We start from the raw sequence: 18,610 nt of genomic DNA, 5'->3' as shown, positions 1-18,610 counted from the left end.
AAAATAGACTCTAAGATTAAAATGTCATACCTATATTAAAGCCTGTAATGCTATTAGAGGCTCGAAATCCAGTAGGTTTGCTGATTGGACGACCAATAAAGAAGTCATAGTAAAAAAATTTCCAACCGCCTCGTATGCCGATAGCGGTGCCGATTAAATGATGTCCTAATCGCATTTCTTTATCACGCCCCATTACTCGACCACCGTCTAATGCCATATAAATCCATTGTCCTTTATTTGCCACATTCCAACTGATCTCATTACGCCATAGCCAGCCTCGTTCGCCAGAGAGCGTGAGTTCTCCATCAAATCCTCGTACGCTATAACGCCCACCGATACTAAAACGATCCTGTTGAATTAATGGGCGATTATTCCATTGTGCTGACCAAAATGTATTAAATGCCCAAGGTTGTTTACCAATGTTAAACGGCGTGTTTAGCTCAATAGAAGCGGTAATAATGCGTGGGCGAGATGTCCCTTCGCCCCAGTATTCTTCAGGTGCTTCAATAGAACGGCGAACCCCAGTTCCCCATTTAAAGCCAGTAGAAAGTTTTAATGTGCTTGCATTGATATATTCAGTATGTGTGAGATTAACTTGCCAACCTGCCATACGGCGGCGTTGTACATCAATTTCTGCTTTATCAATATAGTTTTGAGAGTGGCGTGACCAAAAACCGCCAGAAACGGTGGTTTTGCGTACCGCATCTCTATAGAGTAAATAAGACAGGTTTAGATTGGTATATTCGCTGCGACCTGAATAAAGGTAGTTATTATTGAAAGCGGCAAAGACTTCTTGATGATATTGATTTTTATAGAAAGAAGCAGAAAATGCCCAATAACCGAAAGGGATAGAATAATAAAAGCCATAATTTTGGCTTGCTCGTCTGCCATCATCATCGCTTTGACGTTTTAGGCTATGGGTAAAGCTGGTATAAAATAAATCATTGGCAGAAAAAATATTATCCCAAGAAAATACCGCCGTTCCTTGCCATTTACCTGTAGATTTAGAGCCTGAATCATCAAGGCTGAGATTTAAATGGAAAGGAAAGCCTTGTTGATAAGTGATTTTTATATCGCTTTCGCCTATTTGAGCTTGATCGTTTTCGGCAGGTAATATTTCAATATTGGCTTCTGCACTTGGTACCCGTTTTAGATTTTCTAAGGATTGTTCAATATCTCGTATATTTAGTAAATCCCCTTGTTTAAAGGTCGTCGCCGTTTTGGCTGTTAATTTGCTAAACCAAGGAATACGGCTAGCATCAGCGACCACTGTATGGCGAATTTTACCAGGAATAACAGTGAGATGAAGTGTGCCTTGGGTTAAATCTTGTTCTTCTGCGACAATGCGTGTGGTGATATAGCCTTTTTCAATGATCTTATTTTGTATTTGTTTCATCAATAGTGCTATTCCCTCACTACCAAAACAATGGGGTAATTTTAGCTTTAATTGCTGAGTCGTTTGATGTAATGCCCAATAAAATTGGCTAGATTGCGTTTGAGCATTCAAAGAATAATCAAGTAAAGTGATCTGATGAATAGGGTAACAAGGAGATTCATTTGACGGAAGAATAGAGGCTTTTTCGGTAGAGATATCCATTCGCACATCAGATTTCGCCTGAAATTGCTCTGATTGGTAATTTTGTTGTTCTTGTTGGCGTTGTTGTTGAATGGCATCAAGTTGATTTAATTCTCGACGCTGAGTTTCATTTATGGCATATAAATTAGAGGATATACCACATAATAGTAGAGCTAAAAGAAGAGATTTCATTATGCAAATGATCCAAAATAACGAATTGCTGACAAAAGTATAATAATGATAGATGTTGCTGTAAATATTTAAATAAAATTAATTATATAGTCGTCCCACTTTAAAATAATACAGCATTGGTATGCTCCGCCTCATTTTAAATTAAATCCACTATAAATATAGTATTAAACATAATAGAAATGATAAAAGAGCGGTCAAAAATTTTCTTATTTTTAACCGCTCTTTTTTAATAAATAACCACTTTAGATTTTACAAGCGCCACCAGCACAGCCGTCATCAGCAAGATCCTGTTGCTCATCATCAGCACCGTCTCTGGTGTTTTGATAATAAAGGGTTTTTAAACCGTATTTGTAAGCGGTTAATAAATCGCTTAATAAGCGTTTCATTGGAACTTTATCGCCGTCAAAGCGTTTTGGATCGTAATTGGTGTTAGCGGAAATGGCTTGATCCACAAATTTTTGCATAATGCCAACCAAATGAAGATAACCATCATTATTCGGTAAATCCCATAGTAATTCATAATTGTCGCCTAGTTGTTCATAGTCAGGCACAACCTGTTTAAGAATACCGTCTTTGGAGGCTTTAATGCTGATATGTCCTCGTGGTGGCTCAATACCGTTGGTGGCATTGGATATTTGTGATGACGTTTCTGACGGCATAAGAGCGGTTAATGTTGAATTGCGTAGTCCAAAGGTTTGGATTTGTTGGCGTAAGGTTTCCCAATCCAAATGGAGTGGTTCTTGGCTAAGGTTATCAATGTCTTTTTTATAAGTATCAATAGGAAGAATACCTTTTGCATAGGTGGTTTGCTGAAAATAGTCGCAAGGCCCTAATTCTTTAGCTAAGTTCATTGAGGCTTTGAGCAAATAATATTGGATTGCTTCAAAGGTGCGATGTGTTAGATCGTTGGCGGAGCCATCAGAATAACGCACGCCGTTTTTGGCGAGGTAATAAGCGTAGTTGATAACACCAATGCCTAATGAACGTCGTCCCATTGCGCCGTTTTTGGCGGCAATAATCGGATAATCTTGATAGTCTAGTAGGGCATCTAAGGCTCGTACCGCTAAATCTGCGAGTTCTTCCAATTCGGATAATTGTTCTATTTTGCCTAAATTAAAGGCGGATAATGTACAGAGTGCAATTTCGCCATTTTCATCGTGAATATGGTTTAGTGGCTTAGTGGGTAAAGCGATTTCTAGGCATAAATTAGATTGACGTATTGGGGCAACCGCAGGATCAAAAGGGGAGTGGGTGTTACAATGGTCTACATTTTGAATATAGATTCTGCCGGTTGAGGCACGTTCTTGCATCAATAACGAAAATAATTCCACCGCTTTGACTTGGCGTTTACGAATATGCGGATCTTGTTCATATTGTAGGTAAAGTTGCTCAAATTTAGCTTGATCCGCAAAAAAGGCTTCATATAATCCTGGGACATCAGAAGGGCTAAATAGGGTAATATTGCCGCCTTTGATTAAACGTTGATACATCATTTTATTGATTTGTACCCCATAATCCATATGGCGGACACGGTTTTCTTCCACACCACGATTATTTTTTAATACCATTAAACTTTCCGCTTCAAGATGCCAAATAGGGAAGTAAACAGTCGCCGCACCGCCTCGTACGCCACCTTGTGAACAGGATTTTACCGCCGTTTGGAAATGTTTATAAAAAGGGATACAACCTGTATGAAATGCCTCGCCATCACGAATTGGGCTACCTAAGGCACGGATTGCTCCGGCATTTATACCTATACCGGCACGTTGTGATACATATTTCACAATGGAAGCGGAGGTGGCGTTGATGGAGTCAAGACTATCGTCACATTCTATCAGTACACAAGAGCTGAATTGACGCGTAGGAGTGCGTACGCCCGCCATAATTGGGGTTGGCAAGGAAATTTTAAAGGTAGAAGTGGCATCATAAAAACGGCGAACATAGTCTAAACGTGTTTCTTTCGGATATTGAGAAAATAAACAAGCGGCGACTAATAAATATAAAAATTGTGCGGACTCATAGATTTCTCCCGTCACACGATTTTGCACCAAGTATTTGCCTTCTAATTGTTTTACTGCCGCATAGGAAAAGGTCATATCACGCCAATGATCAAGATAGCTGTTCATTTCGTCCCATTCCTCCGGGCTATAATCCTTTAATAAGGCTTGATCATATTTGCCTAAATGAACTAATTTTTTCACATGATCATATAAATGTGGTGGCTCAAATTGCCCATAGGCTTTTTTGCGTAAATGAAAAATGGCTAAGCGAGCGGCTAAATATTGATAATCAGGCGTTTCTTTACTGATTAAATCTGCGGCAGCTTTAATAATGGTTTCGTGAATATCTGAGGTGCGAATGCCTTCATAAAATTGGATATGGGAACGTAATTCTACTTGCGATACGGAAACATTATCTAAGCCTTCAGCTGCCCAAGTAATAACTCGATGGATTTTATCCAAGTTAATGGGTTCAAGTCGCCCATCACGTTTAGTAACCATTAATGCCTTATTCATTGTTATTTGACCTTTTGTGTTTGATGAAAAAAATACTAGATATAGGGGTTAAAAGAAATTGGGGTAACAAGATAATGGGTTGTAGAGGAAAATTCAAGTATAAAATTTAGAGAGGGAATATTGACTTTAACTAACTTATTCTTAGAGTTAATATTTTATTTGGGGTATGATAAATAAAGTGCGATGCTTTTTTATGCTCGTCTTATTTTAAAATCATACGGCGTTGGCACGCCTTGCTGTACTCTTTGTACTGTCTTCGGTATGTCGTTTAAATTGAAACAACTATACTTTATTCTGACTATAGAAAAGAAGAACCGCTCAGAGCAAAATGCCCTTGAGCGGTATTGAGATTATTGCACTAATAAATAAAAGTTAGTGCCATCACGCAAGATATTTAAAGCAATGGCAGAGGGTTTGCCGTCAAGGATTTTACGGAATTGCCCAATGTTTTCTATAGGATTGCGGTTAATGCCCACAATCACATCGCCTGCTCGCAAACCACGACGTTCAGCCATTGAACCATTTGCCACTTTGCTAATTTCTACCCCTTTAATGCCTTTACTATTATAGTTGCTTAATTCTGCACCTTCTAAGGCAGGGATAATGCTGGTGGCTGATGCCTGATTTTGTTCATCGGATTGTAAAACCACTTTTACTTCGTTTTCTTTGCCATCACGCAAATAGGTTAAACGAATTTCTTTACCAGCACCAGAGGTTGCCACTTTGGCTCTTAATTCTGCAAAACTACCAATACGTTGCCCATTAAAGCCAATGATCACATCGCCAGCTTTGATGCCTGCTTTCTCTGCTGCGGAACCACTGATAACTTCGCTGACAAAAGCCCCTTGTTTAGCGGTAACATTAAAGGCTTCCGCTAAATCAGCATTAAGCTCGCCACCTTTAATACCGAGCATACCACGGCGTACCTCACCAAATTCAATAATTTGTTGTACAAGGCTATGTGCCATATTGCTTGGAATGGCAAAAGCAATACCCGCATTACCGCCACTTGGCGAAATAATCGCTGTATTGATACCGATTAATTCTCCCTGTAAATTGATCAGAGGGCCACCTGAGTTACCACGATTTACCGCTGCATCGGTTTGAATATAATTTTCATAGGCAGAAGAATCCATGCCTGTTGAACGCCCTAAGGCTGAAACAATCCCTGAGGTTACGGTTTGTCCTAAACCAAAAGGGTTACCAATAGCCACTGTAAAATCGCCGACTTTTAATTTATCCGAATCAGCGAATTTAATGGCGGTAAGATTGGTCGGATTATCCACTTGAATTAATGCGACATCAGACATACTGTCAGTACCGATAACTTTTGCTTTGAATTCCCGCCCGTCTTCTAGTTTTACGGTAATTTTATCTGCGCCATCAATCACATGGTTATTAGTAATAATATAACCTTTGTCCGCATCAATAATCACACCAGAACCTAAGCCTTTAAACTGGCGAGGCGAACGGTCGCCAAATTGATCACCGAAGAAAAAGCGAAACTCTTCAGGAATATTACTGCGTTGATTAGATTTTTGTTGCCCTTCAACAGAAATGGAAACTACCGCAGGTAACACTTTTTCTAACATTGGGGCAAGGGTTGGGGTTTGTCCAAATTGTCCGAGAACAGGGACAGGGATACTTGCCTGACTTATTACTGGGGTTGCAATAACGCTTAATCCTAAAGCAATACTACTTAATACTAAATGTGTTTTCTTCATATTTTTTCCTAAATGATTAACATAATATGGCAAAAATGCCGATTAAGTTCGCAATAACTAAGACAAGAAAATTGTTGAAATGTTCATATTGGCGGATTTTTTTAAAAAATTTAATCAAATTTAGGAGAAAGAGCTTTAATAGATAAAGTGCGGTAGAAAATTAAAAAATTTTTTATTTTCCACCGCACTTTTTATGATGAATTAATTAGCAACAGGCTTTAACCGCTTGGGCGATTTGTTCGGCACAGTCTTGGGCGAGTTCGCCGTTTTCACATTCTACCATCACACGAATTAAAGGCTCGGTGCCTGATTTGCGTAATAATATGCGCCCTGTATTGGCTAAGCGTTGTTCCATTTGTTGGCTAATTTGTTTAACTTGCCCATGTTCTAATGGATTATGTTCGCCACTGAAACGCACATTAATAAGCACCTGTGGAAAGAGTTGAATGGCTTGAGTGAGTTCGTGTAGGGACAATTTTTGTTCTACCATCGCTTGTAATACCGCAAGGGAAGCTATGATGCCGTCGCCTGTGGTATTTTTATCGGCAATGATAATATGCCCAGAATTTTCACCGCCAAGTCCCCAGCCTTGTTCTTGCATTTTTTCTAATACATAGCGGTCGCCCACTTTGGCACGAATAAAGGGAATGGCGAGTTCTTTTAGGGCGAGTTCTAAACGCATATTGCTCATTAAGGTACCTACCACACCACCTTGTAATTTGCCTGCTCTCAGGGTTTCTCGTGCAATAATAAATAAAATTTGGTCGCCATCGACTTTGTTACCTTGGTGATCTACCATAATAATGCGATCGCCATCGCCGTCATAGGCAACGCCCACATCGGCTTTACATTCTCGTACTTTTTGTTGTAAGGCTTGAATATCGGTAGCACCGCATTTTTCGTTAATATTCATACCATTAGGGGCGGTGCCTAATTCAATCACTTCAGCGCCTAACTCTCGCATCACATTAGGGGCAATATGGTAAGTTGCTCCATTGGCACAATCCACCACAATTTTATAGCCCTCTAAGCTGAGATGAGCTGGAAAGGTGCTTTTGCAAAATTCAATATAGCGTCCTGCGGCATCATTAATTCGGCTTGCTCGCCCTAGTTGAGCGGAGTCCACACAATCCATAGGTTGTTCTAACATTGCCTCAATGGCAGATTCTAATTCATCAGGCAATTTTGTTCCTTGGGTGGAGAAAAATTTGATGCCATTATCATAGTAAGGATTATGCGAGGCGGAAATTACAATGCCAGCTTCCGCTCGAAACGTGCGAGTAAGGTAAGCAATAGCTGGGGTTGGCATTGGACCAACAAAGGCAGCGGATAAGCCAGCAGCGGCTAAGCCTGCTTCTAGGGCGGATTCCAACATATAGCCAGAAATGCGGGTATCTTTACCAATTAAGACTTGTCCTGTGCCTTGGGTGGCTAAGACTTTGCCTGCCGCCCAGCCTAATTTTAGGACAAAATCTGGCGTGATAGGTGCGTTGCCTACTTTGCCACGAATACCGTCTGTACCAAAATATTTACGTTCTTTCATAATATTTCCTTGTAAAAATGAGATTATTGATAGTCTTGGGTTGCTTGCCAAATTTTCAAAGCATCTGCGGTTTCAGCAACATCATGTACCCGTAGAATTTTTGCTCCATTTTGGGCAGCAATTAATGCTCCTGTTACACTAGCGATCAAACGTTGCTCAACGGGTTTATTTAATATGGCACCTAGCATAGATTTGCGTGATAAGCCGACTAATACTGGAAAGCCTAAGTCAGCGAATTCGGATAAATGGGCTAATAATTGATAGTTATGTTGTACATTTTTACCAAAACCAAAACCCGGATCAATCAGGATATGTTGAGGAGCAATACCCGCTTGGTAACATTGCTCAATTTTTTTTTGTAAAAATGACCGCACTTCTTGGACAACATCATTATATTGCGGAGCGGTTTGCATGGTGCGAGGTTGACCTTGCATATGCATAATGCAAACGGGTAAGTTGAGTTGAGCGGCTGTGTGTAGCGCATTGGGTTCGCTTAAGGCTCGAATATCATTGATCATATCCATACCCACTTCCGCCGCTTGTTGCATCACTTCCGCTTTTGAAGTATCCACAGAAATCCAGCAATCAAAGCGTTGATGAATGGCTTCCACCAACGGAATTACACGTTCGAGTTCTTGCTCTAAACTCACTTCTTCTGCCATTGGGCGAGTTGATTCGCCACCAATATCAATAATACTTGCTCCAGCGTTGAGCATTTTTTCGGCGTGATAGAGGGCTTTATCAAGTTGAAAAAATTGCCCACTATCAGAGAAAGAATCAGGGGTAAAATTGAGAATTCCCATAATTTGGGGGGTAGTGAGATCTAAGGTTTTTTCTCTTGCTTGTAATATCATAATTATCGTGTTATCTGGTTTAATGGGGCGATTATACTACAAGAGCATGGGGAAATAAAAAAGCCTTTTATAGTCGTCCCACTTTAAATTGAAACGACTATAATCTAAAAGGCTTTTTTGTTTAGGCTTTATTGGTGATTATCATCGTTGTTTTCAGGTTCAGCCTCTGTGCTATTTGGCTTAGCATTTTCAGAATTTTCAGCCTGAGTTTGCTTTTTCGGCTCTTCCCAACCTGGAGGAGGTGTTACCTCTTGACGTTTCATTAATTGCTCAATTTGTTCTTCTTCAATGGTTTCATATTTCATTAACGCATCTTTCATTGCGTGTAAAATATCCATATTATCCACTAAAAGCTGTCTTGAGCGTTCATAGTTTCTGGTAACTATTTTACGTACTTCCTCATCAATGGTATGAGCAGTTTCATCAGACATATGTTTGGCTTTTGCCATTGAACGTCCAAGGAACACTTCGCCCTCATCTTCTGAATAAAGAATAGGCCCCAATTTGTCAGAAAAGCCCCATTGTGTCACCATATTACGAGCGATATTGGTAGCGACTTTAATATCATTAGACGCCCCTGTTGAAATATTTTCCTCGCCGTAAATTAATTCTTCCGCTAAACGACCGGCATAAAGGGTAGAAAGTTTACTTTCTAATTGTTTTTGGCTCATGCTCACTTGATCGCCTTCAGGTAAGAAGAAGGTTACCCCTAAAGCACGACCACGAGGAATAATGGTTACCTTATGTACAGGATCATGTTCAGGAACAAGATAGCCAACAATAGCGTGCCCCGCTTCGTGATAAGCGGTGGATTCTTTTTGTTGTTCCGTCATCATCATGGTACGGCGTTCTGGGCCCATATTGATTTTGTCTTTTGCTTTTTCAAATTCAAGCATAGACACCACTTTTTTATTGGTACGAGCGGCAAAAAGGGCAGCCTCATTAACTAAATTCGCTAAATCTGCACCAGAATAGCCCGGTGTACCACGAGCAAGCACCATTGGGTCAACAGCAGGATCAATCGGCACTTTACGCATATGTACGCGTAAAATTTGTTCACGCCCACGCACATCAGGTAAACCAACAACGACTTGGCGGTCAAAACGTCCTGGACGTGTTAATGCCGGATCTAATACATCTGGGCGGTTAGTAGCAGCGATAACGATAACACCTTCTTTGCCCTCAAAGCCGTCCATTTCCACTAACATTTGGTTTAGGGTTTGTTCACGTTCATCATGTCCGCCACCAAGCCCAGCACCACGTTGACGACCTACGGCATCAATTTCATCAATAAAAATTAAGCAGGGTGCATTTTTCTTGGCTTGTTCAAACATATCACGCACACGAGAAGCCCCAACGCCCACAAACATTTCCACAAAGTCAGAACCAGAAATCGTGAAAAATGGCACTTTTGCCTCGCCAGCAATGGCTTTGGCAATTAAGGTTTTCCCTGTTCCTGGTGGGCCGACCATTAAAATACCTTTAGGAATTTTACCGCCTAATTTTTGGAATTTACCTGGGTCACGTAAGAAATCTACAATTTCACTGACTTCTTCTTTGGCTTCATCACAGCCTGCCACATCAGCAAAAGTCGTTTTTATTTGTTCTTTTGTCATCATTCTGGCTCGGCTTTTACCAAAGCTCATGGCTTTACCGCCACCGCCTTGCATTTGACGCATAAAGAATAACCAAACTCCAATTAATAACAGCATAGGGAACCAAGAAATAAAGATCTGAGATAATAATCCTCGTCTTTCTGGTGGCGTACCCTCTACTTTGACTTTTTTATTTAAAAGATCATTTAAAATATTTTCGTCAAGTAAAGGCATTACTGTCATATATTTGCTACCATCGGTTTTAGTAACAAAAATTTCATTATCATTAAAGCGTGCTTCTTTAACTTGGTTATTTCCCACATCTGAAACGAAAGTTGTATAATCAATGTTTCCTCCATTGGCATTGGAGTTAAACCCCTGATATGCGGTAATTAATATCACCGCCACAACTGTCCAGAGAATTAAATTTTTTACAATATCGTTCAAGGTTGACCTCATTTATTGGTTTTAGTTAATCAAGATGGTTGTATAAGCATAGATTACTATAATTTATAACCTGTTGCCACAATATATACTTCACGAGAACGCCCTCGTGAGGCTTCTGGTTTGCGAACTTTCACGTTGCTAAATAAAGAGCGGATTTCTTTCAAATACTGATCAAAACCTTCCCCTTGGAACACTTTCACCACAAAACTGCCTTTGGGGGCTAATACTTGGCGACACATATCAAGTGCAAGCTCTACTAAATACATCGCTCGTGGAATATCTACAGCAGGCATACCACTAAAATTAGGCGCCATATCGGACATGACAACATCCACTTTATCTTCGCCTACACGTTCTAATAGTGCATTCAATACATTTTCATCACGAAAATCGCCTTGTAAAAAATCCACGCCAACAATAGGATCCATTTCTAAAATATCACAAGCGATAACTCTCCCTTTAGCCCCAATTTGAGTGACCACATATTGGGACCAACCTCCGGGTGCAGCACCTAAATCTACCACCGTCATACCGGGTTTAAATAATCGATCCGTTTGCTGAATTTCATCAAGTTTGAAATAAGCACGAGAGCGTAATTTTTGCTTATGCGCTTTTTGTACAAAAGGATCTTTAAAGTGTTCATTTAGCCAACGGCTAGAACTTGCGGAACGTTTTCTGCCCATAAATTCTTATTTGCTTATTTTGTGTTTGAAAAATATGGGGCATTATACCTTTATTTCAATGGCTACGAGATAAATTTTTGACAATTAATTTAAAAGCACGCATTTAGCGTGCTTTCTTAAACAGAACAGACTACATCTTTTCTACGGTTTTAATCCCTAATAAATCTAATCCGAATTTTAAGGTTTTTTCCGTTAATGCTGCCAGTTTTAGACGACTGATTTTAACCCTTTCATCGGAATTATTTAAAATTGGGCAATGTTCATAGAATGAAGAAAAAATGCCTGCTAATTCATACAAATAAGCACATAAAATATGTGGCGATCCCTCTTTAGCAACCATTTGTACCGCTTCTTCAAATTGCAATAATTTAAGGGCTAATAAATGTTCTTTTTCCTCATTGAGTAAAATATTACCTTGTTGTAAGTCTTGTTCTGAAATTTGACTACGATTGAAAATAGAACGAATACGGGTATAGGCATATTGCATATAAGGGGCGGTATTGCCCTCAAAACTGAGCATATTATCCCAATCAAATACATAATCAGTGGTACGATTTTTAGAAAGATCGGCATATTTTACTGCTCCAATACCAACCGCCTCAATAACCGCTTGTTTTTCTTGTTCGGAGAGATTGGTTGATTTTTCATTAATTAATACGGAGGCGCGCTCTATGGCTTCATCAAGTAAATCAGCGAGTTTTACTGTGCCACCCGTACGCGTTTTAAAAGGCTTTCCATCTTTACCCAGCATCATACCAAAATTTTTATGTTCAAGACTAAAACTGTCAGGCACATAGCCTGCTTTACGGGTAATTAGCCAAGCCTGTTGCATATGTTGACTTTGTCTTGTATCCGAAAACACTAAAGCACGATCCGCTTTTAAGGTTTCATAACGGTATTTTGCGGCAGCAATATCGGTGGTGGTATAAAGAAATCCCCCATCTTTTTTCTGGACAATAACGCCCATAGGTTCGCCTTCTTTATTTTTAAATTCATCAAGATAGACAACCCAAGCACCATCATCTTCAACCGCCAAACCCTGCTGTTTTAAGTCCGCCACAATGTCAGGTAGCATTGGATTATAAAGGCTTTCGCCCATCACATCTTTACTGGTTAAGGTCACATTTAAACGATCGTAGTTATGTTGGTTTTGCTGCATCGTAATATCCACCAATTTACGCCACATAGCACGACAATAAGCATCGCCACTTTGCAGTTTTACCACATATTGACGAGATTTCTCGGCAAATTCGGCATCCTCATCATAATGCTTTTTCGCTTCACGATAAAAACTTTCAAGATCAGCTAATTCCATCGCTGAGGCTTGCTCATTTTCCATTTTCTCTAAATAAGCAATTAACATGCCAAATTGCGTTCCCCAATCGCCCACATGATTGGCACGGATAACATGATGTCCTAAAAACTCTAAAACACGAACAACAGAATCGCCAATAATGGTTGAACGCAAATGCCCAACGTGCATTTCTTTCGCCACATTTGGTGAAGAATAATCTACCACAATGGTTTGTTTAGCATCGCAAATAATGCCTAAGTTGTCTTTATCTAGTGCTTGTTGTGCTTGATGAGCTAACCAAGAATTGGCTAAGAAAATATTAATAAAGCCGGGACCTGCAATCTCTAATTTTTCAGCAATATCAGATAAATCAAGTTGTTGTAAAACCTGTTCCGCAACCTCTCGAGGATTTTTACCTAATTTTTTGGCTGCCGCCATAATGCCATTAGCTTGATAATCGCCAAATTGAGGCTTTGAGGATTGACGAACCAAAGCATCGGCGGATTGATCTGCCCCCGCTTTAATCATTGCTTGAGTAATTTTGTCTGATAGAATGGCTTGAATATTCACAACAATACCTTTGTTAATTTGATTAAACATCATAAAATGGCGATTATGATACTAAGGATTAAAGTGAGAGAAAAGAGAAGCCGATAAAAAATGCCAAATTTAAATAAAAATCATCCCTTGTTTGAACAAAATCCCCATTATCTTGAGAGATTTCAGCAATTTGAGCAAAAAATTTATCACCTAGCTCAACAAGCAAAGATTGTTTTAGCACAATATGAAATCGATCATCTTGCCATAAGAGTAAATCATTTATTAAATGCACAACAATGGCAACAGAGTCTAATAAAGTGCGGTCGGATTTTAAGTAAAAATTTTGTCAATGGGCGTCCCATCGTCCTGTTTGAATTAACGCAACCGCTGTTATTTGCGGAACAAAAAGTAAGCATTATTGAATTACCTTATCCTAAGGATAAACAATATCCGCAACAAGGCTGGGAACATATTGAAATCATTTTTCCTTTTTTGCCTAGAGAATCAACAGTTAATTGGTTAGAGCGGGTTGAAAAACAATTTTTATGGAACCAATCGTCACAATTAAAGGTCAAAATTTCTGAGCCTAAAGTAGAAGGAGAGCAATTAGCTAATCCTTCGGTTGCAGTAAGTTTAAAAGATAATACGGATAATCATTGCTGTATTAAGGTTCATCCTTATCATATTAAACAAATTATTGAGGTGTAATTATGAAAAAAATGACATTAGCATTAGCGGTACTTACATCAGTGAGTCTTGTGGGTTGTGCTAATACCGATATTTATAGCGGTAGCGTTTATGAAGGTAATCAGGCTAAAGAAACACGTTCAGTGAGCTATGGCACCATTGTAAGCGTTCGCCCAGTGAAAATACAGGCAGATAACCAAGGCATTATTGGTACCGTTGGTGGTGGTGCGTTAGGTGGCATTGCAGGTTCAACCATTGGCGGCGGAACAGGGCAAGCAATCGCAACAGCCGTAGGCGCCATTGCAGGTGCGGTGATTGGTAGCAAAGTAGAAGAAAAAGCCTCACAGGTAGATGCCCTTGAGCTAACAATTAGAAAGGACAATGGACAAGAAATTGTAGTTGTCCAAAAACAAGACCCAACCTTAACCGTTGGTCGTAAAGTACGTATTGTTGGCGGTTCAACGGTAAATGTGTCGGCGTTGTAAGGCTGGGATTTAATTAGGTAGGGGCTAAATTTTAGCCCCTAAATTTTATTATTTTAAGAGTGAGAAAACTCCCTCATAAACTCCTGTGCGGTTTCGACCATTTGTTTTGAGCCGATAAATAGAGGGACACGTTGGTGTAGTTCGGTGGGTTGAATATCTAAAATGCGTTGAAAACCGTCAGTGGCTAGGCCACCTGCTTGTTCGGCGAGAAATGCCATTGGATTGCCTTCATATAGTAAGCGTAGTTTCCCATTTGGGTAGTTGGTGGCATTAGGGTAGATATAAATGCCGCCTTTTAACATATTACGGTGGAAGTCAGATACCAAGGAGCCGATGTAGCGGGAAGTATAAGGACGTTGTGTGGCTTTATCTTCTTCTTGGCAGTATTTTATGTATTTTTTTACGCCCATAGGGAATTTTAAATACTGTCCTTCATTGATGGAGTAGATTTTGCCTTGTTCAGGAATTTTGATATTTTCGTGGGAGAGGCAGAATACACCTAAGGAGGGATCGTAGGTAAAGCCATTTACGCCGTTACCTGTGGTGTAGACTAACATGGTTGATGAACCATAAACCACATAACCCGCTGCCACTTGGCGATGACCGGGTTGCATAAAATCCTCTAAGGTTACAGGGCTTCCAATGGGGGAGATACGGCGATAAATGGAGAAAATGGTGCCGACAGCGACATTGACATCAATATTGGAAGAACCGTCTAGGGGGTCGGTAAGAATAACATATTTTGCATTGCGTCCTCGCTCGCTATCAAAGGCAACAAAATTTTCCTCTTCTTCCGATGCAATGCCAGCGACATCTTCCCTTGCCATTAGGGCTTTTTTGAAGGTTTCGTTGGCGAAAATATCTAATTTCATTTGCGTTTCGCCTTGCACATTTTCGCTATCGGCATTGCCAATAATATTATTGGTTAAACCCGCTTTATTAATATCACGATGGATAACTTTTGCCACTAATCGAATAGAGGAAAGAATACCACTAAGTTCACCTTTGGCATGGGGGTATTCTGCTTGTTTTTCTACAATAAATTCACCGAGAGTTTTCATTTTTTCGCCTTTAAGTAACAATTAATTAAGCCATAGTAAAAAGCCATACTATGGATTTACTGAAAGAATAAGTTGGATTATTATAGCAAGCGGATAAAGAGGCGATAAGCTATCAGTGAAATAGATTGTCTAGAATGTGATCTCGCCCATATTTTTATTTAATATTTGTATGAATTTAGGACAAGTTATGACAAAAAAACATATCCATATTTTGGGTATCTGTGGGACTTTTATGGGCGGTGTTGCCATTATTGCTAAGCAAATGGGCTATCATGTAACAGGCTCCGATACCAATGTTTATCCGCCAATGAGTACTTTTTTGGCAAAAAATAATATTGAAATCATACCGCACTTTGAGGTATCACAATTAGATCCTATGCCAGATATGGTCATTGTAGGTAATGCAATGAAACGTGGTAATCCTTGTGTCGAATATATTCTTGAACATAACGTTCCTTATACCTCGGGACCACAATGGTTACATGATAATTTATTGCGAGATCGTTGGGTGTTGGCTGTTTCGGGTACTCATGGTAAAACCACAACCACAGGAATTCTAACTTGGATTTTGGAGCAAACAGGGAAAAAACCGGGATTTTTAATTGGCGGGATTGCAGGGAATTTTGGTGTATCCGCTCGTTTTAGTGCCGATAGTCCTTATTTTGTGATTGAAGCCGATGAATATGATACGGCGTTTTTTGATAAGCGTTCCAAATTTGTGCATTATAATCCTCGTACCTTGATTATTAATAATCTTGGTTTTGATCATGCGGATATTTTTGACGATTTATCCGCCATTCAACGTCAATTTCATCATATGATTCGTATTATGCCTGCAACAGGCTTGATTTTATCTCATGCCCAAGAACAGTCTGTCCAAGAAACCTTATCAATGGGCTGTTGGTCGCAACAGCAATTTGTGGGGAAAGAACAGGATTGGTATGCGGAGCGGATAAGTAATGATTGCCAACAATTTCAGGTGTTTCACCAAGGGCGAGCAGTGGCGGAGGTAAATTGGTCAATCGTGGGGCAACATAATATGCATAATGCTTTAATGGCAATCGCTGCGGCACATCATATTGGTATTGATATTGAGCAGGCTTGTATGGCATTAGGTTCCTTTGTGAATGCAAATCGTCGTTTGGAAGTGAAAGGGCAAGTAAATGGCATTACGGTTTATGACGATTTTGCGCACCATCCTGCCGAAATTCTTGCAACATTGACCGCACTTCGTGATAAAGTCGGTGGCGGTGTACGTATTCTAGCGGTATTAGAACCAAGGTCAAACACCATGAAAATGGGAGTACATAAGGAAGATATCGCACCTGCTTTAGTCAGAGCGGATTATGTTTTTCTGCTACAACCAGAGCATATCCCTTGGGACGTGGTGGATATCGCTAAACATTGTATCCAGCCGGTAAAATGGAGTGCTGATTTAGATTTATTGGTAGATTTTATTGCACAGGAAGCTCAACCTAGCGATCATATTTTAATTATGAGTAATGGTAGTTTTGGTGGGATTCACCAAAAGTTATTAGCAAAATTGGCACAAGGCTAATTTAGCAATTTTGATGAACAAAATAAATATAAAGAGCGTAGATTATGGTGAGTGATGTTGCAAATCCCTTAGTTAGTGTGGTAACGCTATTAGCGGCGGCAGTTATTGCTGTACCTTTATTTAAAAAATTTGGATTAGGGGCAATTCTTGGTTATTTAGCCGCAGGCATTATTATTGGGCCTTTTGGTTTGGGATTATTTACCGATCCCGAGGGAATGATCAGTATCGCCGAATTGGGTGTGGTGATTTTTCTATTTGTGATTGGGTTAGAAATGAATCCTTCACATATTTGGGGGTTACGCCGTCATATCTTTTGTTTAGGTGCATTACAAATTTTTACCTGTATTGGGGCATTAATGGCCGTTGCCATTGCTTATGGTGTAAGCTGGCAAGTGGCATTTATTGCGGCGGCAGGTTTTGTGTTGACTTCCACTGCCATTGTGATTCAAGAATTAAGCGATCGTGGTAGCATTACCACACCATCAGGGCAAAAAATTGTGTCTATTTTATTATTTGAAGACTTATTAATTGTGCCTTTATTAGCCTTTGTGGCATTTCTCGCTCCAGAAAAAGTTGCCTCAAGCCAACCTTTATGGCTATCTCTAAGCATTGCGGGTGGAGCGTTATTATTGTTGGTGGTAGCAGGTTTATGGCTATTAAATCCATTGTTTAGAATATTGGCGAAAACCAAATCTCGAGAAGTGATGACTGCGGCAGCGTTATTGGTGGTCTTAGGGGCAGCCTTATTAATGGAGGAGGCGGGGCTTTCTATGGCAATGGGAGCCTTTGTTGCTGGAGTATTATTATCTGAATCTAGTTTCCGTCATCAACTTGAGGCGGATGTTGAACCCTTTCGTGGCTTGTTACTTGGGCTATTTTTCCTTGCGGTGGGAATGTCGTTAAATTTCTCGGTAGTCTTGCAAAACTGGCTACTGATTATTTCTGCCGTTATTGCCTTTATGTTAGTGAAAGGAATAGGTATTTATGTGGTAGCTCGTTTAACCAAACAAAATCATCTTGAGGCATTAGATCGTGCCATTATGATGGCACAAGGTGGCGAATTTGCTTTTGTGTTATTTACGGCTGCCGCCAATTATGCGGTAATTGATGCAAATACCCAAGCGAATGTTACCGCTATTGTGGTGTTATCTATGTTATTCACTCCTCTAGTTATGGTTATTTATAAGAAATTTATCTTGCCACAACTGAGCCAAAATGCTCCACAACCAGAAGATGATCCAATTGATGAACAAAATCCGATTATTTTGATTGGTATTGGGCGAGTTGGACAAATTGTTCATCATTTATTGGTGATGACAGGGCATAAACCAACGGTGATCGATCAAGATCCCACCTTAATTAAAGGTATGAAAAAATTAGGGGTAAAAACCTATTATGGTGATGCTACTAGAGCGGAATTATTAAAAGCGGCAGGGATTGATCAAGCGGGGTTATTAATTGTGGCACTAGATGATAAACATAAAGCTCTACAAATTGTCCGCCAAGCTCGTCAGTTAAATCCACAAATAAAAATCTTGGCACGTGCTTATGATCGCCGTCATGTATTTGATTTATATAATGCTGGAGCAGATATTCAAGTGCGAGAAACCTTTGATTCTTCGGTAAGATTAGGTAAAAAAGCCTTGCGTGCATTGGGTATGGACGCAGAAATGGTAAATGAAATTGGACGCACTTATTTTTATCGTGATCGTCATAGTATTAAATTAATGGCTGAAGCCTATGATCCTAAACTTTCTGCTTTTGAAAATGAGGAATTATTAAAGATTGCGTTAGAAGCAGATCAGCATACTACCCTTGAAATTCAGCAGATTATGAATAGGGAATAAGTGAAAAG

General features: G+C 39.8%; 13 protein-coding genes. 4 read left to right on the top strand and 9 right to left on the bottom strand.

The window, feature by feature from the left end:
* Positions 1–16: 16 nt before the first annotated feature.
* The 8 genes from EV694_RS02455 to argS form a co-directional block, all read right to left on the bottom strand.
* Positions 17–1,768 (bottom strand): ShlB/FhaC/HecB family hemolysin secretion/activation protein, encoded by a 1,752-nt coding sequence (locus tag EV694_RS02455; RefSeq protein ID WP_132688767.1) that lies wholly within the window; start codon positions 1,766–1,768, stop codon positions 17–19.
* A 242-nt stretch (positions 1,769–2,010) separates the two neighbouring features.
* Positions 2,011–4,284, bottom strand: coding sequence for a class 1a ribonucleoside-diphosphate reductase subunit alpha (nrdA, locus tag EV694_RS02450; protein WP_132688764.1), 2,274 nt, complete (start codon positions 4,282–4,284; stop codon positions 2,011–2,013).
* Between the two features lie 350 nt (positions 4,285–4,634).
* Positions 4,635–6,008, bottom strand: a complete 1,374-nt coding sequence (locus EV694_RS02445) for a DegQ family serine endoprotease (protein WP_132688762.1) — start codon at positions 6,006–6,008, stop codon at positions 4,635–4,637.
* A 205-nt stretch (positions 6,009–6,213) separates the two neighbouring features.
* Positions 6,214–7,551, bottom strand: coding sequence for a phosphoglucosamine mutase (gene glmM, locus EV694_RS02440; RefSeq protein ID WP_132688760.1), 1,338 nt, complete (start codon positions 7,549–7,551; stop codon positions 6,214–6,216).
* Positions 7,552–7,574: 23 nt separating this feature from the next.
* Entirely contained in the window at positions 7,575–8,405 is an 831-nt protein-coding gene (gene folP / locus EV694_RS02435; protein WP_132688758.1) for a dihydropteroate synthase, read from the bottom strand.
* 128 nt (positions 8,406–8,533) lie between these two features.
* On the bottom strand, positions 8,534–10,438 hold the full coding sequence (ftsH, locus tag EV694_RS02430; RefSeq protein ID WP_132689202.1) for an ATP-dependent zinc metalloprotease FtsH: 1,905 nt from the start codon (positions 10,436–10,438) through the stop codon (positions 8,534–8,536).
* A gap of 65 nt (positions 10,439–10,503) precedes the next feature.
* Positions 10,504–11,130, bottom strand: a complete 627-nt coding sequence (gene rlmE / locus EV694_RS02425) for a 23S rRNA (uridine(2552)-2'-O)-methyltransferase RlmE (protein WP_132688756.1) — start codon at positions 11,128–11,130, stop codon at positions 10,504–10,506.
* Positions 11,131–11,260: 130 nt separating this feature from the next.
* The gene (gene argS, locus EV694_RS02420) at positions 11,261–12,994 is read right to left on the bottom strand and encodes an arginine--tRNA ligase (protein WP_132689200.1); all 1,734 of its coding nucleotides are present in this window, start codon (positions 12,992–12,994) and stop codon (positions 11,261–11,263) included.
* 90 nt (positions 12,995–13,084) lie between these two features.
* Here argS and EV694_RS02415 point away from each other — a divergent pair, with 90 nt between their 5' ends.
* Together EV694_RS02415 and EV694_RS02410 are read left to right on the top strand one after the other, a co-directional pair.
* The gene (locus tag EV694_RS02415; RefSeq protein ID WP_132688754.1) at positions 13,085–13,672 is read left to right on the top strand and encodes a VOC family protein; all 588 of its coding nucleotides are present in this window, start codon (positions 13,085–13,087) and stop codon (positions 13,670–13,672) included.
* A 2-nt stretch (positions 13,673–13,674) separates the two neighbouring features.
* Positions 13,675–14,136: an outer membrane lipoprotein gene (locus tag EV694_RS02410; protein ID WP_132688752.1), complete on the top strand. Its 462-nt coding sequence runs from the start codon at positions 13,675–13,677 to the stop codon at positions 14,134–14,136.
* Between the two features lie 53 nt (positions 14,137–14,189).
* Here the strand turns inward: EV694_RS02410 and fbp are convergent, their stop codons facing one another.
* The gene (gene fbp, locus EV694_RS02405) at positions 14,190–15,197 is read right to left on the bottom strand and encodes a class 1 fructose-bisphosphatase (RefSeq protein ID WP_132688750.1); all 1,008 of its coding nucleotides are present in this window, start codon (positions 15,195–15,197) and stop codon (positions 14,190–14,192) included.
* Between the two features lie 187 nt (positions 15,198–15,384).
* Here fbp and mpl point away from each other — a divergent pair, with 187 nt between their 5' ends.
* The gene (gene mpl, locus EV694_RS02400; protein WP_132688748.1) at positions 15,385–16,755 is read left to right on the top strand and encodes a UDP-N-acetylmuramate:L-alanyl-gamma-D-glutamyl-meso-diaminopimelate ligase; all 1,371 of its coding nucleotides are present in this window, start codon (positions 15,385–15,387) and stop codon (positions 16,753–16,755) included.
* 44 nt (positions 16,756–16,799) lie between these two features.
* On the top strand, positions 16,800–18,602 hold the full coding sequence (locus EV694_RS02395; RefSeq protein WP_132688746.1) for a monovalent cation:proton antiporter-2 (CPA2) family protein: 1,803 nt from the start codon (positions 16,800–16,802) through the stop codon (positions 18,600–18,602).
* The last annotated feature ends 8 nt before the right edge of the window (positions 18,603–18,610 follow it).

It is taken from the genome of Volucribacter psittacicida (assembly GCF_004339025.1).
GTDB classification, from domain to species: Bacteria; Pseudomonadota; Gammaproteobacteria; order Enterobacterales; family Pasteurellaceae; genus Volucribacter; species Volucribacter psittacicida.
This window is presented reverse-complemented; position numbering and strand designations above follow the sequence as displayed.

What these genes read in the sequence shown, in the direction of transcription:
- EV694_RS02410 (WP_132688752.1), top strand. Translation starts at nt 13,675, where the DNA reads ATGAAAAAAATGACATTAGCATTAGCGGTACTTACATCAGTGAGTCTT.
- rlmE (WP_132688756.1), bottom strand. Translation starts at nt 11,130, where the DNA reads ATGGGCAGAAAACGTTCCGCAAGTTCTAGCCGTTGGCTAAATGAACAC.
- EV694_RS02415 (WP_132688754.1), top strand. Translation starts at nt 13,085, where the DNA reads ATGCCAAATTTAAATAAAAATCATCCCTTGTTTGAACAAAATCCCCAT.
- glmM (WP_132688760.1), bottom strand. Translation starts at nt 7,551, where the DNA reads ATGAAAGAACGTAAATATTTTGGTACAGACGGTATTCGTGGCAAAGTA.
- EV694_RS02395 (WP_132688746.1), top strand. Translation starts at nt 16,800, where the DNA reads ATGGTGAGTGATGTTGCAAATCCCTTAGTTAGTGTGGTAACGCTATTA.
- folP (WP_132688758.1), bottom strand. Translation starts at nt 8,405, where the DNA reads ATGATATTACAAGCAAGAGAAAAAACCTTAGATCTCACTACCCCCCAA.
- EV694_RS02455 (WP_132688767.1), bottom strand. Translation starts at nt 1,768, where the DNA reads ATGAAATCTCTTCTTTTAGCTCTACTATTATGTGGTATATCCTCTAAT.
- mpl (WP_132688748.1), top strand. Translation starts at nt 15,385, where the DNA reads ATGACAAAAAAACATATCCATATTTTGGGTATCTGTGGGACTTTTATG.
- EV694_RS02445 (WP_132688762.1), bottom strand. Translation starts at nt 6,008, where the DNA reads ATGAAGAAAACACATTTAGTATTAAGTAGTATTGCTTTAGGATTAAGC.
- nrdA (WP_132688764.1), bottom strand. Translation starts at nt 4,284, where the DNA reads ATGAATAAGGCATTAATGGTTACTAAACGTGATGGGCGACTTGAACCC.
- fbp (WP_132688750.1), bottom strand. Translation starts at nt 15,197, where the DNA reads ATGAAAACTCTCGGTGAATTTATTGTAGAAAAACAAGCAGAATACCCC.